General features: G+C 66.4%; 18 protein-coding genes. 4 read left to right on the top strand and 14 right to left on the bottom strand.

The window, feature by feature from the left end:
• Window positions 1–84: 84 nt before the first annotated feature.
• Both AB0M24_RS30540 and AB0M24_RS30545 read right to left on the bottom strand, forming a co-directional pair.
• On the bottom strand, window positions 85–765 hold the full coding sequence (locus tag AB0M24_RS30540) for a response regulator (RefSeq protein ID WP_363775512.1): 681 nt from the start codon (window positions 763–765) through the stop codon (window positions 85–87).
• Window positions 762–3,278, bottom strand: a complete 2,517-nt coding sequence (locus tag AB0M24_RS30545; protein WP_363775515.1) for a DUF4118 domain-containing protein — start codon at window positions 3,276–3,278, stop codon at window positions 762–764. Before AB0M24_RS30545 ends, AB0M24_RS30540 begins: the two co-directional genes overlap by 4 nt.
• Window positions 3,279–3,581: 303 nt before the next feature.
• On the opposite strand from AB0M24_RS30545, the gene AB0M24_RS30550 reads away from it, so the two are divergent.
• Window positions 3,582–4,022 (top strand): MarR family transcriptional regulator, encoded by a 441-nt coding sequence (locus AB0M24_RS30550; protein WP_355444408.1) that lies wholly within the window; start codon window positions 3,582–3,584, stop codon window positions 4,020–4,022.
• Window positions 4,023–4,056: 34 nt separating this feature from the next.
• On the opposite strand, the gene AB0M24_RS30555 is transcribed toward AB0M24_RS30550, so the two are convergent.
• Together AB0M24_RS30555 and AB0M24_RS30560 are read right to left on the bottom strand one after the other, a co-directional pair.
• Complete coding sequence (locus AB0M24_RS30555; RefSeq protein ID WP_363775519.1) at window positions 4,057–5,154, bottom strand: hypothetical protein; 1,098 nt, start codon at window positions 5,152–5,154, stop codon at window positions 4,057–4,059.
• Window positions 5,151–5,477 (bottom strand): PadR family transcriptional regulator, encoded by a 327-nt coding sequence (locus AB0M24_RS30560; RefSeq protein ID WP_086660750.1) that lies wholly within the window; start codon window positions 5,475–5,477, stop codon window positions 5,151–5,153. The genes AB0M24_RS30555 and AB0M24_RS30560 overlap by 4 nt, the downstream gene beginning before the upstream one ends.
• Window positions 5,478–5,772: 295 nt before the next feature.
• Here AB0M24_RS30560 and AB0M24_RS30565 point away from each other — a divergent pair, with 295 nt between their 5' ends.
• Window positions 5,773–7,536 (top strand): AAA family ATPase, encoded by a 1,764-nt coding sequence (locus tag AB0M24_RS30565; RefSeq protein ID WP_363775523.1) that lies wholly within the window; start codon window positions 5,773–5,775, stop codon window positions 7,534–7,536.
• On the opposite strand, the gene mutM is transcribed toward AB0M24_RS30565, so the two are convergent.
• The 6 genes from mutM to AB0M24_RS30595 form a co-directional block, all read right to left on the bottom strand.
• On the bottom strand, window positions 7,526–8,383 hold the full coding sequence (gene mutM, locus AB0M24_RS30570; RefSeq protein WP_363775526.1) for a bifunctional DNA-formamidopyrimidine glycosylase/DNA-(apurinic or apyrimidinic site) lyase: 858 nt from the start codon (window positions 8,381–8,383) through the stop codon (window positions 7,526–7,528). The two genes, AB0M24_RS30565 and mutM, sit on opposite strands and share 11 nt — an antisense overlap.
• Window position 8,384: 1 nt before the next feature.
• A complete protein-coding gene (locus AB0M24_RS30575) occupies window positions 8,385–8,585 on the bottom strand; it encodes a hypothetical protein (protein WP_325517619.1) in 201 nt (66 codons plus the stop codon).
• Window positions 8,586–8,593: 8 nt separating this feature from the next.
• Window positions 8,594–9,397 carry a ribonuclease III gene (gene rnc, locus AB0M24_RS30580; protein ID WP_363775530.1) on the bottom strand — a complete coding sequence of 268 codons (804 nt, stop codon included), beginning with the start codon at window positions 9,395–9,397 and terminating at the stop codon, window positions 8,594–8,596.
• A 16-nt stretch (window positions 9,398–9,413) separates the two neighbouring features.
• Window positions 9,414–9,596 (bottom strand): 50S ribosomal protein L32, encoded by a 183-nt coding sequence (gene rpmF, locus AB0M24_RS30585; RefSeq protein WP_030467958.1) that lies wholly within the window; start codon window positions 9,594–9,596, stop codon window positions 9,414–9,416.
• Between the two features lie 2 nt (window positions 9,597–9,598).
• Entirely contained in the window at window positions 9,599–10,180 is a 582-nt protein-coding gene (locus AB0M24_RS30590; protein WP_363775534.1) for a YceD family protein, read from the bottom strand.
• A gap of 148 nt (window positions 10,181–10,328) precedes the next feature.
• Window positions 10,329–11,045 (bottom strand): DivIVA domain-containing protein, encoded by a 717-nt coding sequence (locus AB0M24_RS30595; RefSeq protein WP_363775537.1) that lies wholly within the window; start codon window positions 11,043–11,045, stop codon window positions 10,329–10,331.
• Between the two features lie 104 nt (window positions 11,046–11,149).
• Here AB0M24_RS30595 and AB0M24_RS30600 point away from each other — a divergent pair, with 104 nt between their 5' ends.
• Window positions 11,150–11,590, top strand: a complete 441-nt coding sequence (locus AB0M24_RS30600; protein WP_363775568.1) for a GNAT family N-acetyltransferase — start codon at window positions 11,150–11,152, stop codon at window positions 11,588–11,590.
• Here the strand turns inward: AB0M24_RS30600 and coaD are convergent.
• Both coaD and rsmD read right to left on the bottom strand, forming a co-directional pair.
• Complete coding sequence (gene coaD / locus AB0M24_RS30605; protein WP_166043311.1) at window positions 11,587–12,069, bottom strand: pantetheine-phosphate adenylyltransferase; 483 nt, start codon at window positions 12,067–12,069, stop codon at window positions 11,587–11,589. The two genes, AB0M24_RS30600 and coaD, sit on opposite strands and share 4 nt — an antisense overlap.
• Before the next feature lie 53 nt (window positions 12,070–12,122).
• On the bottom strand, window positions 12,123–12,683 hold the full coding sequence (gene rsmD, locus AB0M24_RS30610; RefSeq protein ID WP_363775541.1) for a 16S rRNA (guanine(966)-N(2))-methyltransferase RsmD: 561 nt from the start codon (window positions 12,681–12,683) through the stop codon (window positions 12,123–12,125).
• A 31-nt stretch (window positions 12,684–12,714) separates the two neighbouring features.
• Here rsmD and AB0M24_RS30615 point away from each other — a divergent pair, with 31 nt between their 5' ends.
• Window positions 12,715–13,161 carry a TFIIB-type zinc ribbon-containing protein gene (locus AB0M24_RS30615; RefSeq protein WP_363775544.1) on the top strand — a complete coding sequence of 149 codons (447 nt, stop codon included), beginning with the start codon at window positions 12,715–12,717 and terminating at the stop codon, window positions 13,159–13,161.
• On the opposite strand, the gene AB0M24_RS30620 is transcribed toward AB0M24_RS30615, so the two are convergent.
• Window positions 13,112–13,795, bottom strand: a complete 684-nt coding sequence (locus tag AB0M24_RS30620) for an SDR family oxidoreductase (RefSeq protein ID WP_363775547.1) — start codon at window positions 13,793–13,795, stop codon at window positions 13,112–13,114. The genes AB0M24_RS30615 and AB0M24_RS30620 overlap by 50 nt on opposite strands.
• Before the next feature lie 89 nt (window positions 13,796–13,884).
• Window positions 13,885–14,640: a class I SAM-dependent methyltransferase gene (locus AB0M24_RS30625; RefSeq protein ID WP_363775550.1), complete on the bottom strand. Its 756-nt coding sequence runs from the start codon at window positions 14,638–14,640 to the stop codon at window positions 13,885–13,887.
• Between the last annotated feature and the right edge of the window lie 405 nt (window positions 14,641–15,045).

Consider the following 15,045-nt stretch of genomic DNA (forward strand, 5'->3'; position numbering starts at 1 on the left):
CACCGGCACCCGCACCCGCACCAGGCCCAGGCCCAGGCCCAGGAATCGGATAGCCCGAGGCCACCCCGCCGTCGGCCGACAGCCCTAGACCTCGAACCGATACCCCATCCCGGGCTCGGTCAGCAGGTGCCGCGGCCTGGCCGGTTCCGGCTCCAGCTTCCGCCGCAGCTGCGCCAGGTAGACCCGCAGGTAGTGCGTCTCCTTCTCGTACGCGGGCCCCCAGACGTCCCGCAGCAGCTGCTTCTGCGCGACGAGCTTCCCGGCGTTGCGCGCCAGCACCTCCAGCAGGCCCCACTCGGTGGGTGTGAGGTGCACTTCGGCGCCGTCCTTCAGCACCCGCTTGGCCGCCAGGTCCACGGTGAACGAGGCGGTCTGCACGATCGGCTCGTCCTCGGGCCCGGTGACGGCCGAGCGGCGGACGGCGGCGCGCAGGCGGGCCAGCAGCTCGTCCATGCCGAACGGTTTTGTCACGTAGTCGTCGGCGCCGGCGTCGAGGGCGTCGACCTTGTCGGTGGAGTCGGTGCGGGCGGACAGCACGATGATCGGCAACGTGGTCCAGCCGCGCAGGCCCGCGATCACGTCCGTGCCGTCCATGTCCGGCAGACCCAGGTCGAGGACCACGACGTCGGGCTTGCCGTCGGCGGCCAGCCGGAGGGCGGAAACACCGTCGTGGGCGGTGAGCACCTCGTAGCCGCGGGCCGAGAGGTTGATCCGCAGCGCGCGCACGATCTGCGGCTCGTCGTCGACCACCAGTACTTTCGTCACGAGATCCTCTCCTCAACCGGCAGTGAGATCACCACGGTCAGGCCACCACCGGGCGTGTCCTCCATGTTGATCGTGCCGTCCATGGCCTCGGTGAACCCCTTCGCCACGCTCAGACCGAGACCAACACCACCCGGCGTGCGGTCGCCGAGGCGCTGGAACGGCGCGAACACCTGGTCCGCCGTGTCCCTGGGCAGCCCGCGGCCGTGGTCGACGACCCGCAACTCGACCTCGGAGCCGTGCGCGGACGCCCGCAACGCCACGGCACCGGCGTAACGCAGTGCGTTGCCGACGACGTTCGCGATCACTCGTTCGAGCAGACCGACGTCGGCGCGCACGGGCGGCAGGGACTCGGGGACGTCGACCTCGATGTCCCCGCTCAGGCCGCTCAACGCCCGTGCCACCGCCTCGTAGTAACCGACGGCGCGGAACTGCGGTTCGACGGCGCCGGTGGCGAGGCGCGACGAGTCGAGCAGGTTGTCGACCAGGCCCGTCAGGCGGTCCGCGGACTCCTCGACGGCTTCCAGCAGCTCAGCCGTGTCCTCGCCGGACAGCGTCAGCTCCGGGTCGCGCAACGACCCCACGGACGCCTTGATCGAGGTCAGCGGCGTGCGGAGGTCGTGGCCGACAGCGCTCAGCAACGCGGTCCGCAGCTCGGTCCTGGACGCCTGCCGCTGGGTCTCCAGAGCCTGCTCGGCGAGACGTTGTTGCCTCAGCGCCAGCAACGCCTGGCCGGCCGCCGCCTCCAGCACGCGCCGATCGGACGCGGGCAGCGACCGACCGCGCAACGCCAGGTGCACGTCCGGGGTGACCGCGATGTCGACGTCCGCCTCATCAGGCTCGTCGCACGGACCCGCGCCGACGCACGCCACTCGCGCCCACTCGCCGTCGACGCGTTCCAGCAGCGCGACGGACTGCAGACCGAAGTTCTCCTTCACCTTTTCCAGCAGCCGTGCGAGTGGGAAGGGGTTCGTCAGCACGGTGCGCGCGTACGACGCGAGGAGCGTTGCCTCGGTGCGAGCGCGCGCTGCTTGCGCGGCACGACGGGCGGCGTAGTCCACCACCAAAGCGGTGCTGACACCCACGATGATCATCGCGAAGAAGGTGAGCACGTTCTGCTGCGCGTCGATCGTGAACGTGTAGAAGGGCTCGGTGAAGAAGAAGTTCAGCAGCAACGCGTTGAGCAGCGCCGCCGTGATCGCCGGGCCGAGGCCGCCCACTATCGCCACCACCAGCGTGACCAGCAGGTAGGCGACGACGTTCGTCGAGAGGATCAGGGTGTGGCGCATCGACGCGCCGGCCGCCGTGACCAGCGCGGGACCGGCGACCGCGAGGAACCAGCCCCACGCGAGCCTGCTCGGCTTGAGCGGGCTGCTCGCGAACCGCCCGCGCCAGCCGCTCGTCGTGGCCGGGTGCGTGACCATGTGGACGTCGATCGCCCCGGACTCCTGCACGACCGTGGAGCCGATACCGGCGGAGAACACGCGCGCGAACCGCGAACGGCGTGATGTGCCGACCACGAGTTGAGTGGCGTTGACCCCGCGCGAGAACTCCAACAACGCCGTAGGCACGTCATCACCCACGACGGTGTGGAACGTGGCGCCGACGTCCTCGGTGAGCTTGCGGTACTTCTGCAGTGAGTGCGGATCGGCCCCGGCGAGGCCATCGCCCCTGAGAACGTGCACGACCAGAAGGTCGCCACCCGCGCGCGTGGCGATCCGGCGCGCGCGTCGGATCAGGGTCTCGCTCTCCTTGCCACCGGTGATGGCGACGACGACACGTTCGCGCGTCTCCCACGTGTCGGTGATCTGCTGCTCGGTCCGGTAGCGCATCAACGCGACGTCGACCTGGTCCGCGACCCACAGCAGCGCGAGCTCCCGGAGCGCGGTGAGGTTGCCGACGCGGAAGTAGTTGCCGAGAGCCGCGTCGATCTTGTTCGCCGCGTACACGTCACCGTGGGCGAGCCGACGTCGCAGCGCCTCGGGGGTGAGGTCGACGAGCTGCATCTGGTCGGCTTTCCTTACGACTTCGTCAGGTACCGTTTCCTGCTGCGGCACGCCCGTTATGCGTTGAACGACGTCGTTGAGTGATTCAAGATGTTGAACGTTCACCGTCGACAGGACGTCTATCCCGGCTTCGAGGAGTTCCTCGACGTCTTGCCACCTTTTTGCATTACGAGAACCCGGCACGTTCGTGTGCGCGAGTTCGTCGACGACGGCGACCTCGGGCGCGCGGGCCAGCACGGCGTCCACGTCCATCTCGGTTAGTTCGACACCACGGTGCGTGCTGTACCCGCGCTGGACGATTTCCAGGCCTTCGACCAGTTCAGCGGTCTTGGCGCGGCCGTGGGTCTCCACAAATCCGATGACCACGTCCGTGCCGCGTTCCCGCCTGCGATGAGCCTCGCCGAGCATCGCGAACGTCTTGCCGACACCGGGAGCAGCTCCGAGGAAGATGCGGAGCTCACCACGCCTGGGTTTCGCACTCACCGGACCAGTCTGCTCCTGGCCCCGCATGGACTGTTCGGGGGTACGCGCTGCGCCACCCGGCCAGACGAGTGCTCCTTCCCACATCTTTGTCGTGAGATCTGACCTGCTGAATCATCCTTCAGCACGACGCCCGTTCGAGTGAGCCTCGCTGCACTTTTTACGCCGTTTACCAGCACATTTAAGTGTGCCGGACGCGCGCCGTGACAGGTCCGGTCACCACAACGGCCGAATGGGTTATCGGCAGTTGGCGGATAGCGCGCGGAGCGTGAATGAGAGAAAGTGCCAGGGTTCGTGTCCTAATCAGGACAATCACATGCGCGCGGAGAAACGATGCCCACCACCGTCACCAACCACGAGGCACTTCAACTCGTGGTGGCCGTGCACCGGCTGGTGCGAAGTCTTCGACAGGCCGCTCCGGCCCGTCGTTTGCAACCCACCCAGTTATTGGTGCTGTCAGAACTGAGCGCCCACGGCCCGATGCGGATCGGCGAGATCGCGGTGCGCGCGCTGTGTTCGCAGCCGACCGCGACAACCGTCGTGACCAGCCTCGAGTCCACCGGTCTAGTACGCAGAGAGCCCGACGCGGCCGACGGCAGAGCCACGATTGTCGTGCTCACCGAGGTCGGTCGCGAGACTGTCCTGTCGATGGCTCACGGCGAGGCCGAACTATTGAGTGAAAGAATGTCCGAACTTTCGCCGGAAGACAGAGACCTGCTGCGATCGGCCATGCCGGTATTGCGCCACCTGGCCGAACCACAGGAAAACAAGTAGGAGCGGGACCCCCCGACAGGTCCCGCTCCTGGCATTACTTGCTGGGTGACACAGAAGTAGGTGGCACCGAGCTGGAAGGTGCGCTTCCGGAAGTCGACGGCGATGTGCTCGGCGTTGATGACGGAGCGGACATGCTCGGTGTCACCGTGTAACAGGTTCCGTTTTCGTAGTCGATCTTCGGTCGCGGATACCTGTTAGCCGGAATCATCGGTTCGGGACCGTTCCCACCACAGCCGTAGTACGTGCGCGGCGCATTGATGGGATGGCCGTTCTCGTCGTACAACAGCACGTTGCTGAGCCACTTGCCGTTCTCGTCCTGAACGTAGATGTTCTCGTAGGTCTCGACCATCGGCTGCGGGTACGACGACCTCGACGCGTTGTAGCCGAGGTTGTTCGCCGTCGCGTCGACGACCTGGAACAGCAACCCGACCGCCAACGCGGACGCCGGCAGGCTGAACCACAGCCACCGCCGGTCGATCTTGGCGCGCGGCCCCGCGAACACCGAGATGATCGCGATCGCGGCGACGACCAGGAACCCGAGGATGTCCCGCCCTGCGAGCAGCACGGCCCCGATCCCCAGCAGCGCGGCCCGCGCCAACCACCACGCGGGCTGCAACGACTTCAGGTAGGTCAACGCCCGCTCAGCCGGCGTGCCCTCCTCGACCGTCAGCCACTGCTGGATCCTGCGCGTCTCCGGCAGGTCCATGATCTCCTGCTGCGCCGGCCCCCGGTCGTGCACCAGCGCCAGGCTGAGAACCAGGAGCACGCCAGGCAGCAGCAAGATCGCCGGCTCCCGCAGCGTCGTGACACCCGCGAGCAAGGTGACACCCGCGGCGATCGCCAGCCCCCAAGCCGCCACCCGCGGGCGGTTCAGCAGCTTCTTTTTCGTCGTGACCGGCAGCCGTTCGGTCCGCGGCGGATACCCGGCAGCCTGCCGCAGCTCCTGCGCGTACTGCTCCGGCGACCCCAGCCGCTGCTCGAGCGTCTCGTTCTCGCCGAGCTCGGTCGCCAGCTCCGCGACGTGCGCGCTGACGTCCTCCATGATCTCGGCGACCTCGCTGGGCGGCAGGTCGTCGAGGGCCGCACGCATCCCGGCCAGGTAGTACTCGACCCCGAGTGCCTGCGTGTTCATGCTGCGACCTCCTCGAGCAGGCCGTCCAGCGTGCTGGCGAACGACCTCCACGTCTCCCTCGACTCAGCCAGGCGCACCCGCCCGGTCTCGTTGATGCTGTAGTACTTGCGGTGCGGCCCCTCTTCGCTGGGCACCACGTACGAGGTCAGCATCCCCGCGTTGTAGAGCCGCCGCAGCGTCCCGTACACCGACGCGTCCCCGACATCGTTCAAACCCCCTGCGCGCAGCCTGCGCACCACGTCGTACCCGTACCCGTCGTCCTTGCGCAGAACCGCAAGGACGGCGAGGTCCAGCACACCCTTGAGCAGCTGACTCGTGTCCATGACCCCTCCGACCCGCTCTTGCGTGCTGAACAGTACTACGCAGTGCGCAGTACTGTCTAACCCGTTAGTGCCTTGGAGAAAGTCGTCGGTGATGGGGGTCGCGTTGTGTTAGACCTTTCCCCTCATCGGACACGCTGGGTCACTGGGTAGGTCTTGGGTGCGGCTCACGAAGATCGAGTTCAACGGGTACAAGCGGCTGGCTCAGACGTCGTGCAACGTCGACGGCAAGCTGATCGCGTTCCTGGGCCCGAACGAGTCAGGCAAGAGCACAGTCCTAGAAGGACTGGCCTGGCTGATGGCAAAGGACCTCAACGGCACCCCGTTGCACGCAGCCGATCTGACCAGAGAGATGCCGGTCGACGAGTCCGGCACCGGAGTGATCACAGCGACCTTCCAGCTGACCGAACACGACCATCGGCTACTCAATGATCTCTACATCGATGAAGTCCCACAGTCGGTGACGATGAACAGAGACGCCGGCGGGCGGGCATGGTTCTTGCAGTCCGAAGGCAGACTGCCTATGACTCCGGGACTCTTCTTCACAAACCTCCGAAGTGATCTTGAGTCCGTCGGCAGAGCCGCCGGGATGTTCAACCGAGACCAACGATCGGCTCTCGACTCCGTCCGCAGCTTGCTCGACAACCTCACAACAGGACCCTGGGGCGACGAGCAACAGCAAACGGTGACTCAACTGATCAAGGTTCTGCGTGCACTCCCCCGGCGCAAGCAGAACTCTCAGACCTCCTCAATCTTGGCTGCCCTAGAGCTCGTCGACGGCGACGGCATCTTTGGTCGAGGCGGCCCCTTCGGGGTCATGCAGCAAGCCCTTCTCAAGGTCTGTCCGGAGTTCCTTCTGTTCAGTCAATCCGATCGCATGCTGCAGACGACCTACGACCTCGCGGACGAAGACGCCCCACCACCACGAGCCTTGCAGAACCTGCTCCGGCTGGGCTGCACGGACGTCGAGCAACTCCGGGCACTGATCACCGAAGGCAACATCACCCTGTTGAGGACGGCGCTGCGGAAGGCGAACAACGCTCTGCGGGCCAAACTCCAGCCAACCTGGCGGCAGTCTGAACTGACGATCGAGCTGGTCACCCATGGCACGCAGGTGCAGGTGCTCATCAACGAGCTGCACGAAGACGGCGTGACCACGTCGTTGGACGAACGAAGCGAAGGGCTTCGAGCGTTCGTCGCGTTGATGGCGTTCATGCATGACCGGACCGGACCCAATCCACCGGTGCTGCTGATCGACGAGGCCGAGAGCAAGCTGCACCTCGACGCCCAAGCAGACCTGATGGAAGTCCTCCAACAGCAGACTGTGGCACAACAGATCCTGTACACCACGCACTCGCTCGACTGCCTGCCACCAGACATCGGCACCGGGCTCCGGTTCGTCGTGCCGACGTCCCAGCACACCAGCGAGCTGCGGTCCAACTTCTGGAGCAGTGGCAAGGCGGGCTTCCGCGAACTTCACGTGATGGCCGGGGCTAGTCGGACTGCGTACTCCCGGTTCAGCCGCGCAGTCCTGACCGAGGGTGCGAGCGAGATGTTGTTGCTACCCACCCTCATCCGGAAGGCGACCGGAGAGACGGACCTGTTCTACCGAGTGGCTCCCGGCCTCTCGAACATCAGCGCGGACAGCCTCGAGCTGTACGACCCCGCGGACCGGGTCGTCTACCTGGTCGACGGAGACGGGGGCGGCATCGCCAAGAAGAAAGCGCTGGTCAAAGACGGCATGCCAGCCGATCGCGTGCTGTCGCTGCCCCCAGGAAAGGCAATGGAGGACCTGCTGACGATCGACTCGTACCTGCAAGCGGTCAACGATCACATCGCCGACAGCGGAAGCACCGAGCGCATCACCCCAGCAGACCTCACTGAGGGAGTGACGCGGAGCAAGGCCGTCGACACCTGGTGCAGAGCCAAGAACATCAAGGCCGGCAAGGTCGCGATCGCTGGTCGGCTGCTCAACAACGCCGATCAGATCGAGCTGGAACCCGAAGGCGCGGCGGCCCTCGTCGAGCTGCACGCCAAGCTGACCGAGATCCTCAAGCCCTAGGACGCGGCTGGCAGCGCGGGCACGAGTACGAGGAGCGGTTCATGAACGGCTCGCGGATCATCATCGCCCCGCACCGCTTGCAAGGCCGGTTCTCCTGCCCATAAGCGTTCAACGACCGGTCGAAGTACCCGGACTGACCGTTGACGTTGACGTAGAGCGCGTCGAACGACGTCCCGCCCTGCCCGAGCGCCTCACGCATCACGTCGGTGGCGTGATCCAGCAGCTCAGAGGCTTTCACCCGAGTGAGTTTGTCCGTCATCCGGGTGCCGTGCAGGCGAGCGCGCCACAGCGCTTCGTCGGCGTAGATGTTGCCGATGCCGGACACCAGCGTCTGGTCCAACAACGCGCGTTTGATCTCGGTGTGACGCAGGCGCAACGCGCGCACGGCAGCATCGCGGGAGAAGAGAGGGTCCATCGGGTCGCGGGCGATGTGGGCGACCGAGTCGGGGACCAGGGTGCCGTCGACCTCTACGAGTTCGGCCAGGGCGAGGCCGCCGAAGGTTCTTTGGTCGACAAAACGCAGCTCCGGGCCGCCGTCGGCGAACTGGAACCGCACGCGAAGATGTTTCTCGTCCGGGGCGCCAACAGGCTGAACGAGCATTTGGCCGCTCATGCCCAGGTGAGCGAGCATGGCGGCTTTGTCGGCCAGTTCGACCCAGAGGTACTTGCCGCGGCGCTTGGCGGCAACCATGGGTTGCTGGACCAAGCGCGCGCAGAAGTCCGCGGAGCCCAGGTCGTGCCGGCGGATGGCTCGTGGGTGCAGCACCTCTACCGAGGAGATGACCCGGCCGGAGACGTGAGCTTCGAGGCCGAGGCGAACCACCTCGACCTCTGGGAGTTCGGGCACGTCAGGCTTCGGACTTGCCCTCGTCGACGGGCTGCGCCTCGATCACGGCGGCCTGCGGCTTGGTGGGCTTGAGCACCCACACACCCGCGCGGCTCGTGTCCCTGACCAGCACAAGTCCCTGGATGCCTCCACTGCGGGAGGTGTTCACCGGGCCGCGAGCGGAGCGCGTGCGGCGGTTGGTGCGGTACCTGGTCGCATACATTGCGTGTCTCAGTCTTCCTCGGATGGGAGGGTCCCTGGCGTCACCGAGGCGCCGTTCTGTCCGTTTGCGGATTTGACCGACTCCTGCTCGGCCTTGACCCGCTCCGACAGAACATGATAAGCCGCTTCGGCGGCTTTCTGCTCGGCTTCCTTCTTGGTGCGCCCATCACCCTTGCCGTAGGGCTGGCCACCGACGAGCACCGTGGCGGTGAACTCCTTGCGGTGGTCCGGCCCCTGGTCGTCCACGCGGTACTCCGGGACGCCGAGACTGGCTTGAGCGGTGAGCTCCTGCAGGCTTGTCTTCCAGTCCAGTCCAGCACCGAGAAGCGGAGCTTTGGCCAAGAGTGGATCGAACAGCCGGTGAACGAACGTTCGTGCGGTATCGATACCGAACTGCAGGTACACCGCACCGATGACGGCTTCGAGGCCGTCGGCGAGGATGCTCGCCTTGTCCCTGCCGCCGGTCAGCTCTTCGCCACGACCGAGCAGCAGGTGTGCACCGAGCCCGCCTTGCCCCAGGTCACGCGCTACGCCCGCGAGAGCGTGCATGTTCACCACGCTGGCGCGGAGCTTCGCGAGCTGACCCTCGGGAAGATCGGGATGGGTGCGGTAGAGGTGGTCGGTGACGACCAACCCGAGCACGGCGTCTCCCAGGAACTCGAGACGCTCGTTCGGCGGCAGACCGCCGTTCTCGTACGCGTACGACCGGTGGGTGAGCGCAAGCCCGAGCAGCTCGGCGTCCAACTGGACGCCGAGCGCTTCGGACAAGGTCGCGCGGTCAGCTTGCGGAGCGCGCGGCGGCTTTCCCCCCACTACGTAACCGAGGAGATCAGGCCGGCTGAGCGACCTGGCGGCCAGCGTACTGACCACAGGCCGGGCAGGCGACGTGCTGCGGCTTCGGCTGGCGGCAAGCCTTGTTGGAGCACGCCACCAGGTGCACGGCAGACGTCTTCCACTGGGAACGGCGCGCACGGGTGTTCGAGCGCGACATCTTCCGCTTCGGGACGGCCACGACTACTTCTCCTCGTTGTTGTCATCGCTGAACCGCTCTTGCAACGCGGCCCACCGAGGGTCAATCGTCTCATGCCCGTGGTCGGGCCCGAGCTCCGCCCACCTACCGCCGCACTCGGAGCAAAGCCCCTTGCAGTCCGGCTCGCAGAGCGGCGCCTGCGGCAGCGCGAGGACGATGGCGTCCCGCACCACAGGCTCGAGGTCGATCAGATCGTTCTCGATCCGGCTGACCTCGTCTTCGTCGGTGGTCTCGTCCGTGGTGCTGTCCGGCCACGCGTACAGCTCCGTGACCCGGACTTCAACCTCATCGGAGATGGGCTCGAGACACCTCGAGCACTCCCCTTCGACCTTGGCGAACGCGGTCCCCGACACCAGCACACCCTCGACCACCGACTCGACCAGGAGATCGAGTTCGACCTCTCCGGCCTCCGGCACCGCGATCACCCCGAGCAACCCCACACCCTCGGCGGGAACCGACCGGACGAAGGGTCGGCTCGACCCGGCGCGACGGCCGATGTCCCTGGTGTCGATGACCCAGGGACCGGATGCTGTGGGACGCGTGGACGCGTGACGATGCTCAGTCATGATCAGATTTGTTGCCGGCGGGGACCTACCACGTCCAGCCGGTCCAGGGTACGGGACGACGGGCTCACGCGTGAAATCGGCAGGTGATCGCACCTGTCCGTAGTAGCGCGAATCACACGTTCAGGCGCCCAGAGGACCAGCTGGTTCGTTAAGCACCGTAGTCGAAGGGCGCCGAAGCCCCCGCGACGGCCGGCCCGCGCAGGTGCGAACGGCCCTTGCCGACCGACCTGAGCGTGTGCGCGAGGAGGTCCTCGAAGTCCGCGAGCTTGCCGTCCACGTACGCGTCGCACTCCGACCGCAGCCGGATCGACTCGCTCTGCGCGGCGTCCAGGATGCGCGCCGACTCGGCGTGCGCCGCCCGGACGACCTCCTGCTCGTTGACGAGCCTGGCCTGCTCGGCACGGCCGTCCTCGGTGGCGCGCTCGTAGTTGGCGCGGCCAGCCTGGATCATCCGCTCGGCCTCGGAGTGCGAACGCCCGACGAGGTCGTCGTACTCCTGGCGACCGGCGGCGACGGTGCGTTCCGCCTGGTCCTCGGCCTCGGCGATCATCCGCTCGGCACGGGCCCGCGCGTCCGACAGCATGGCCTCGGCCTCGGCCTGCGCCTCCGCGAGCATGCGCTCGGCGTCCGCGCGAGCCTTCGACACTCCGGCTTCCGCGTCGTGCTTGGCCTTGCCGACCAGCTCGTCCTTGTGGTCCAGCACGTCCTGCGCGTCGTCGAGCTCCGCGGGGATCGCGTCGCGCACGTCGTCGAGCAGTTCGAGCACATCACCGCGCGGCACCACGCAGCCCGAGGTCATCGGAACTCCGCGCGCTTCCTCGACGATCGTGACGAGCTCGTCGAGTGCCTCGAACACCCGGTACACGTCTCACTCCCCTGATTTACCTGTGGCTCCCACCCACAAGTGTGCCCTGCGGATCTCCCCGAAAGAGGGAGATCGGCAGGGCGTGTCAGGATTTGGCCGTGACCATCACGATCAGGCGGGCGACCGCGGCCGATGTCCACCCGATCGTGGAGATGCTCGCCGACGACCCCCTGGGCGCTCAGCGCGAGTCGCCGGGCGACCCCGCCTACCTCAAGGCCTTCGAGGTGATCGACGCCGACCCGCACCAGTACCTCGCGGTGGCCGACTCCGACGGCGAGGTCGTGGGCACGCTGCAGCTCACGTTCACCGGAGGCCTGTCCCGCCTGGGCATGACCCGCGCGACCATCGAGGCCGTGCGGGTGCGCTCCGACCAGCGCGGCAAGCGCTTGGGCGAACAGCTCGTGCTCTGGGCGATCGACGAGGCCCGCGCCCGCGGCTGCGGCCTGGTCCAGCTCACCACCGACGCCTCACGCGTCGACGCGCACCGCTTCTACGAACGACTCGGCTTCACCGCGTCGCACGTGGGGATGAAACTCCCGCTCTAACGGGTCTCCGCGAGGCGCTGCTGCAACCGCTGCTCGATCGTGGCCGGCAGCAGCGTCGACACGTCGCCACCGTACGTCGCGACCTCTTTGACCAGCGACGACGCCAGGTACGAGTACTGCGGGCTGGCCTGCATGAAGAGCGTGTCGACCCCGGTGAGCTGGTGGTTCATCTGCGCCATCTGCAGCTCGTAGTCGTAGTCGCTGACCGCGCGCAAGCCCTTCACGATGGCCTTGATGTTGTTCTCACGGCAGTAGTCGACCAACAGCCCGTGCCACGAATCCACACGCACGTTGTCCCACTGTGCCGTGACCTCGCGCAGCATCTCCTGGCGCTCCTCGACGTCGAACAAGGTGCGCTTGTTCTTGTTGATGAGCACGGCGACGACAACCTCGTCGAACAGGTGCGCGGCTCTCCCGATGATGTCCAGGTGACCGTTGGTTACCGGGTCGTAGGAGCCGGGGTACACGGCACGTGTCATGAGGCGGACGTTAGCACCCGATCGGACGCCTCCAGGCGTGTCCGTGGTTCTCGTCACCCATCCGAACGCACCTGCGCCCAATAGACCGCCGTATCCCCATAACGCTTGGCACGCAAGGATTCCACTCCCTCCGGCCACGCTGGTTCGGCACTGCGCGAAGCACGCTCCACGATGAGCACCGCGTCGGCTGTGAGCCTCGCCGCGTTTACCAATCCAGAAAGCACCTTTTCGAGCTCTTCGTCGGTCACCGCGTACGGCGGATCCGCGAACACCAGGTCGAACGGCTCCCCCTCAGTCGCCGCGTACGCCTCGGCACTCCGGTTGGCGATCACGACGTCCCGGAAGGGCAACTCCCCGGCATTCGTCTTGAGCACCTCGGCGGCCCTCTTGTCCGCCTCCACGAACGTCGCGTGCCCGGCCCCTCGACTCAACGCCTCGAACCCGAGCGCCCCGGACCCCGCGTACAGGTCCAGCACCCGCACCCCGTCAAGATCCATCATCGACTCGAGCGAGCTGAACAACGCCTCCCGCACCCGCTCCGACGTGGGCCTCGTGCCTTTCGGCGGCACCTTGAGCCTGCGGCCTCCCGCACTCCCGGCAACAATTCGCGTCACCTCTTCATGCTCTCAGGTGCATCCTCACCTCATGACCCGCCACCGCGACTCCGGCGCCTGCCTCTGCGAGCTGGCCACCCACCCGGTCCTGGTGAAGTGCCCCTCCTGCACAGCCCAGGCCGTGGTCACCTCGGCCCGCCTGGTCTGCCCGGCCTGCGCCCACACGCACGCCTACCAACGCACGTGGTGCTGGGACGACCAACGCTTCGTCCCCGACCTCTGGCTGCAAACCCCGTGCGCGGGCCACACCCTCTGGGCCCTGAACCCAGAACACCTGGACCTGCTGGAGTCCTACGTCTCCGCAACGCTGCGCGAGGACCCCCTCCCCACGGTGGTGCGGCGGATGACCACCTTGTCCAAACTCCCGGCCTGGCTGAAGTCGGCCAAGAACCGCGACGAGGTGCTCCGAGCCATCCGCCGCCTGCGCGCTACCGTCCGAGGTGCGCCCCACCGTTCACCGCGAGCACCTGCCCGGTGATGTGCCCGGCCCGCTCCGAAGCCAGAAACCCCACCAACGCCGCCACATCCTCAGGCGTGCCGGCCCGGCCGTTCTTCGTCTGCCCGACGAGCATCGCCAGCCGCTCCTCGGTCATCGATTCACCGAAGAACTCCGTCTCCACGATCAACCCAGGCGACACGACATTCGCCGTGATCCCCCGCGCCCCGAGCTCCCCGGCCAGCTCCGCGGTCCAAGCCTCCACCGCAGCCTTGGCCGCCCCATAACTCCCGCCACCGCGCCGCCCCGCGATCGAACCAATCGTGATGACCCGCCCGTTGTCGGCAAACCGAGGCGTCAACGCCTCAGTGACCAACACCGCACTGACAACGTTGGCCTCGTAGTTGGCCAGCCACCTCGACTTCGTGTCTTCGTGACCGATGACCCCACCGGCGTTGTTGACCAGAACGTCCACTTGGGACGGTAGTTCGGTCAGCGCGGCGTCGACCGCACCAGGATCGGTGGCATCGAACGCAACATGCCGAACACCCGGCACAGCAGCCAGAACCTCAGCCCGGCGCCCGGTGATGGTGACCTGCATGCCTTGCGAGGCGAGCTCAAGTGCGATGGCACGGCCAATCCCAGTGCCACCACCCGTAACAACAGCAGTACGCATTGCTTCCCCCAAGCTGACAGTGATCGCAGCAGATTCGTCGGTGCCGCGGTCCGTGCTAGTCGTGCCGTGGCTCTTGATGAGCCCGTTGTCTATAGCTTGCTCGCCACCACCATGTAGTTCTCGGCTTCAAGGTTGAACGTGCTCATTTCCGTCTGGAGTCCGACCCGGCGCAACTCGGCTTCGAGTTCTTCGTATCGGTAGGGCCAGCTCGACAGCAGTGCCGAGCGGGCAAGAACCGACCCAGCCGTGTCCACTTGCGCGATCGCAATCTCGATGTGGTGCTCGTCCTCCCAGTTCGGCGCAATGTCCCAGCGGTAGACCACGACGGCATCGCGACCGTTCCGGCGAACGAGTCGGTCACTGATGTCCAGCCGGGAACCTCTGGCTCTCACGAGTTCCCAGGTGCGGGAGGTGAGCACCAAGCGCCCGCCTCGTTTCAGAAGCCGTGACATCGACTCCAGAGCAGCAACTCTGCCTCGTGCGCCCTCGGCATGGTGCAGCGAGTTGCCGACGCAGAACACCATGTCGAAGGTGTCGTCATCGAAATGGTCGGGCAACTCCTGCCAGTCCGCCCGCACCGTCCGGACAGATGCACCGAATTCCTCAGCCAACTCCGCAGTCCGACGAACCATCGCTTCGCTGGCGTCAGTTGCGACAACGTGCATGCCAAGACCGGCGAGGCCAACCGCCAACTGTCCGGTCCCGCACGAACAATCGAGGACGTGAGCGTTCGACGGCAGAAGACCGAGGACGTCATCGAACGACGCAGCGAACTCGGCCGGAGTCAGCTTTGCATCTGAGATGAGCCACTCGTACACCTCGGCAAGCGCGTTATAGCCGCTCACAGCTACTACCTCCGTCACGCGGCAGACTCACGGTGGCCATCAGTACATCAGCGGAGCAAGTCGGTCACCAATGGTTTTCACGAGGGCAACGCGTCCGCGCATGCCGCTGAGCGCGCATTGGGGAACGCGGCGTTGGCCCCAACGAACCGCGCAATAGCCTGTTCTACTTCTGCGTCGTTGTCGGTTGATCCCAACTGGCGACCGGAAGTTCCCTCGGCCGTGATAACGACAGCTCGAAGCCACTTCAGCCGGGGAGTTCAAACCGGCCACCAACAGAAGGCGAAGCCGAGCTGCTTCTGCCGAACAACGAACAGGTGGGGTGGGTCCCGTCACGAGTCGTGGCTGATCGTTGGCCGCGCCAGAGGGGTTGGGTCAAGTCGACACGCTTTTCGTCGACTTGACCCA

Source organism: Lentzea sp. NPDC051838, from assembly GCF_040681245.1.
Lineage (GTDB): Bacteria > Actinomycetota > Actinomycetes > Mycobacteriales > Pseudonocardiaceae > Lentzea.

Excerpts from the sequence above, each read along its gene's own strand:
- AB0M24_RS30620 (WP_363775547.1), bottom strand. The coding sequence starts at position 13,795 with ATGCGTACTGCTGTTGTTACGGGTGGTGGCACTGGGATTGGCCGTGCC.
- AB0M24_RS30560 (WP_086660750.1), bottom strand. The coding sequence starts at position 5,477 with ATGGACACGAGTCAGCTGCTCAAGGGTGTGCTGGACCTCGCCGTCCTT.
- AB0M24_RS30550 (WP_355444408.1), top strand. The coding sequence starts at position 3,582 with ATGCCCACCACCGTCACCAACCACGAGGCACTTCAACTCGTGGTGGCC.
- AB0M24_RS30545 (WP_363775515.1), bottom strand. The coding sequence starts at position 3,278 with ATGCGGGGCCAGGAGCAGACTGGTCCGGTGAGTGCGAAACCCAGGCGT.
- AB0M24_RS30590 (WP_363775534.1), bottom strand. The coding sequence starts at position 10,180 with ATGACTGAGCATCGTCACGCGTCCACGCGTCCCACAGCATCCGGTCCC.
- AB0M24_RS30575 (WP_325517619.1), bottom strand. The coding sequence starts at position 8,585 with ATGTATGCGACCAGGTACCGCACCAACCGCCGCACGCGCTCCGCTCGC.
- AB0M24_RS30615 (WP_363775544.1), top strand. The coding sequence starts at position 12,715 with ATGACCCGCCACCGCGACTCCGGCGCCTGCCTCTGCGAGCTGGCCACC.
- coaD (WP_166043311.1), bottom strand. The coding sequence starts at position 12,069 with ATGACACGTGCCGTGTACCCCGGCTCCTACGACCCGGTAACCAACGGT.
- AB0M24_RS30555 (WP_363775519.1), bottom strand. The coding sequence starts at position 5,154 with ATGAACACGCAGGCACTCGGGGTCGAGTACTACCTGGCCGGGATGCGT.
- AB0M24_RS30565 (WP_363775523.1), top strand. The coding sequence starts at position 5,773 with ATGGCAAAGGACCTCAACGGCACCCCGTTGCACGCAGCCGATCTGACC.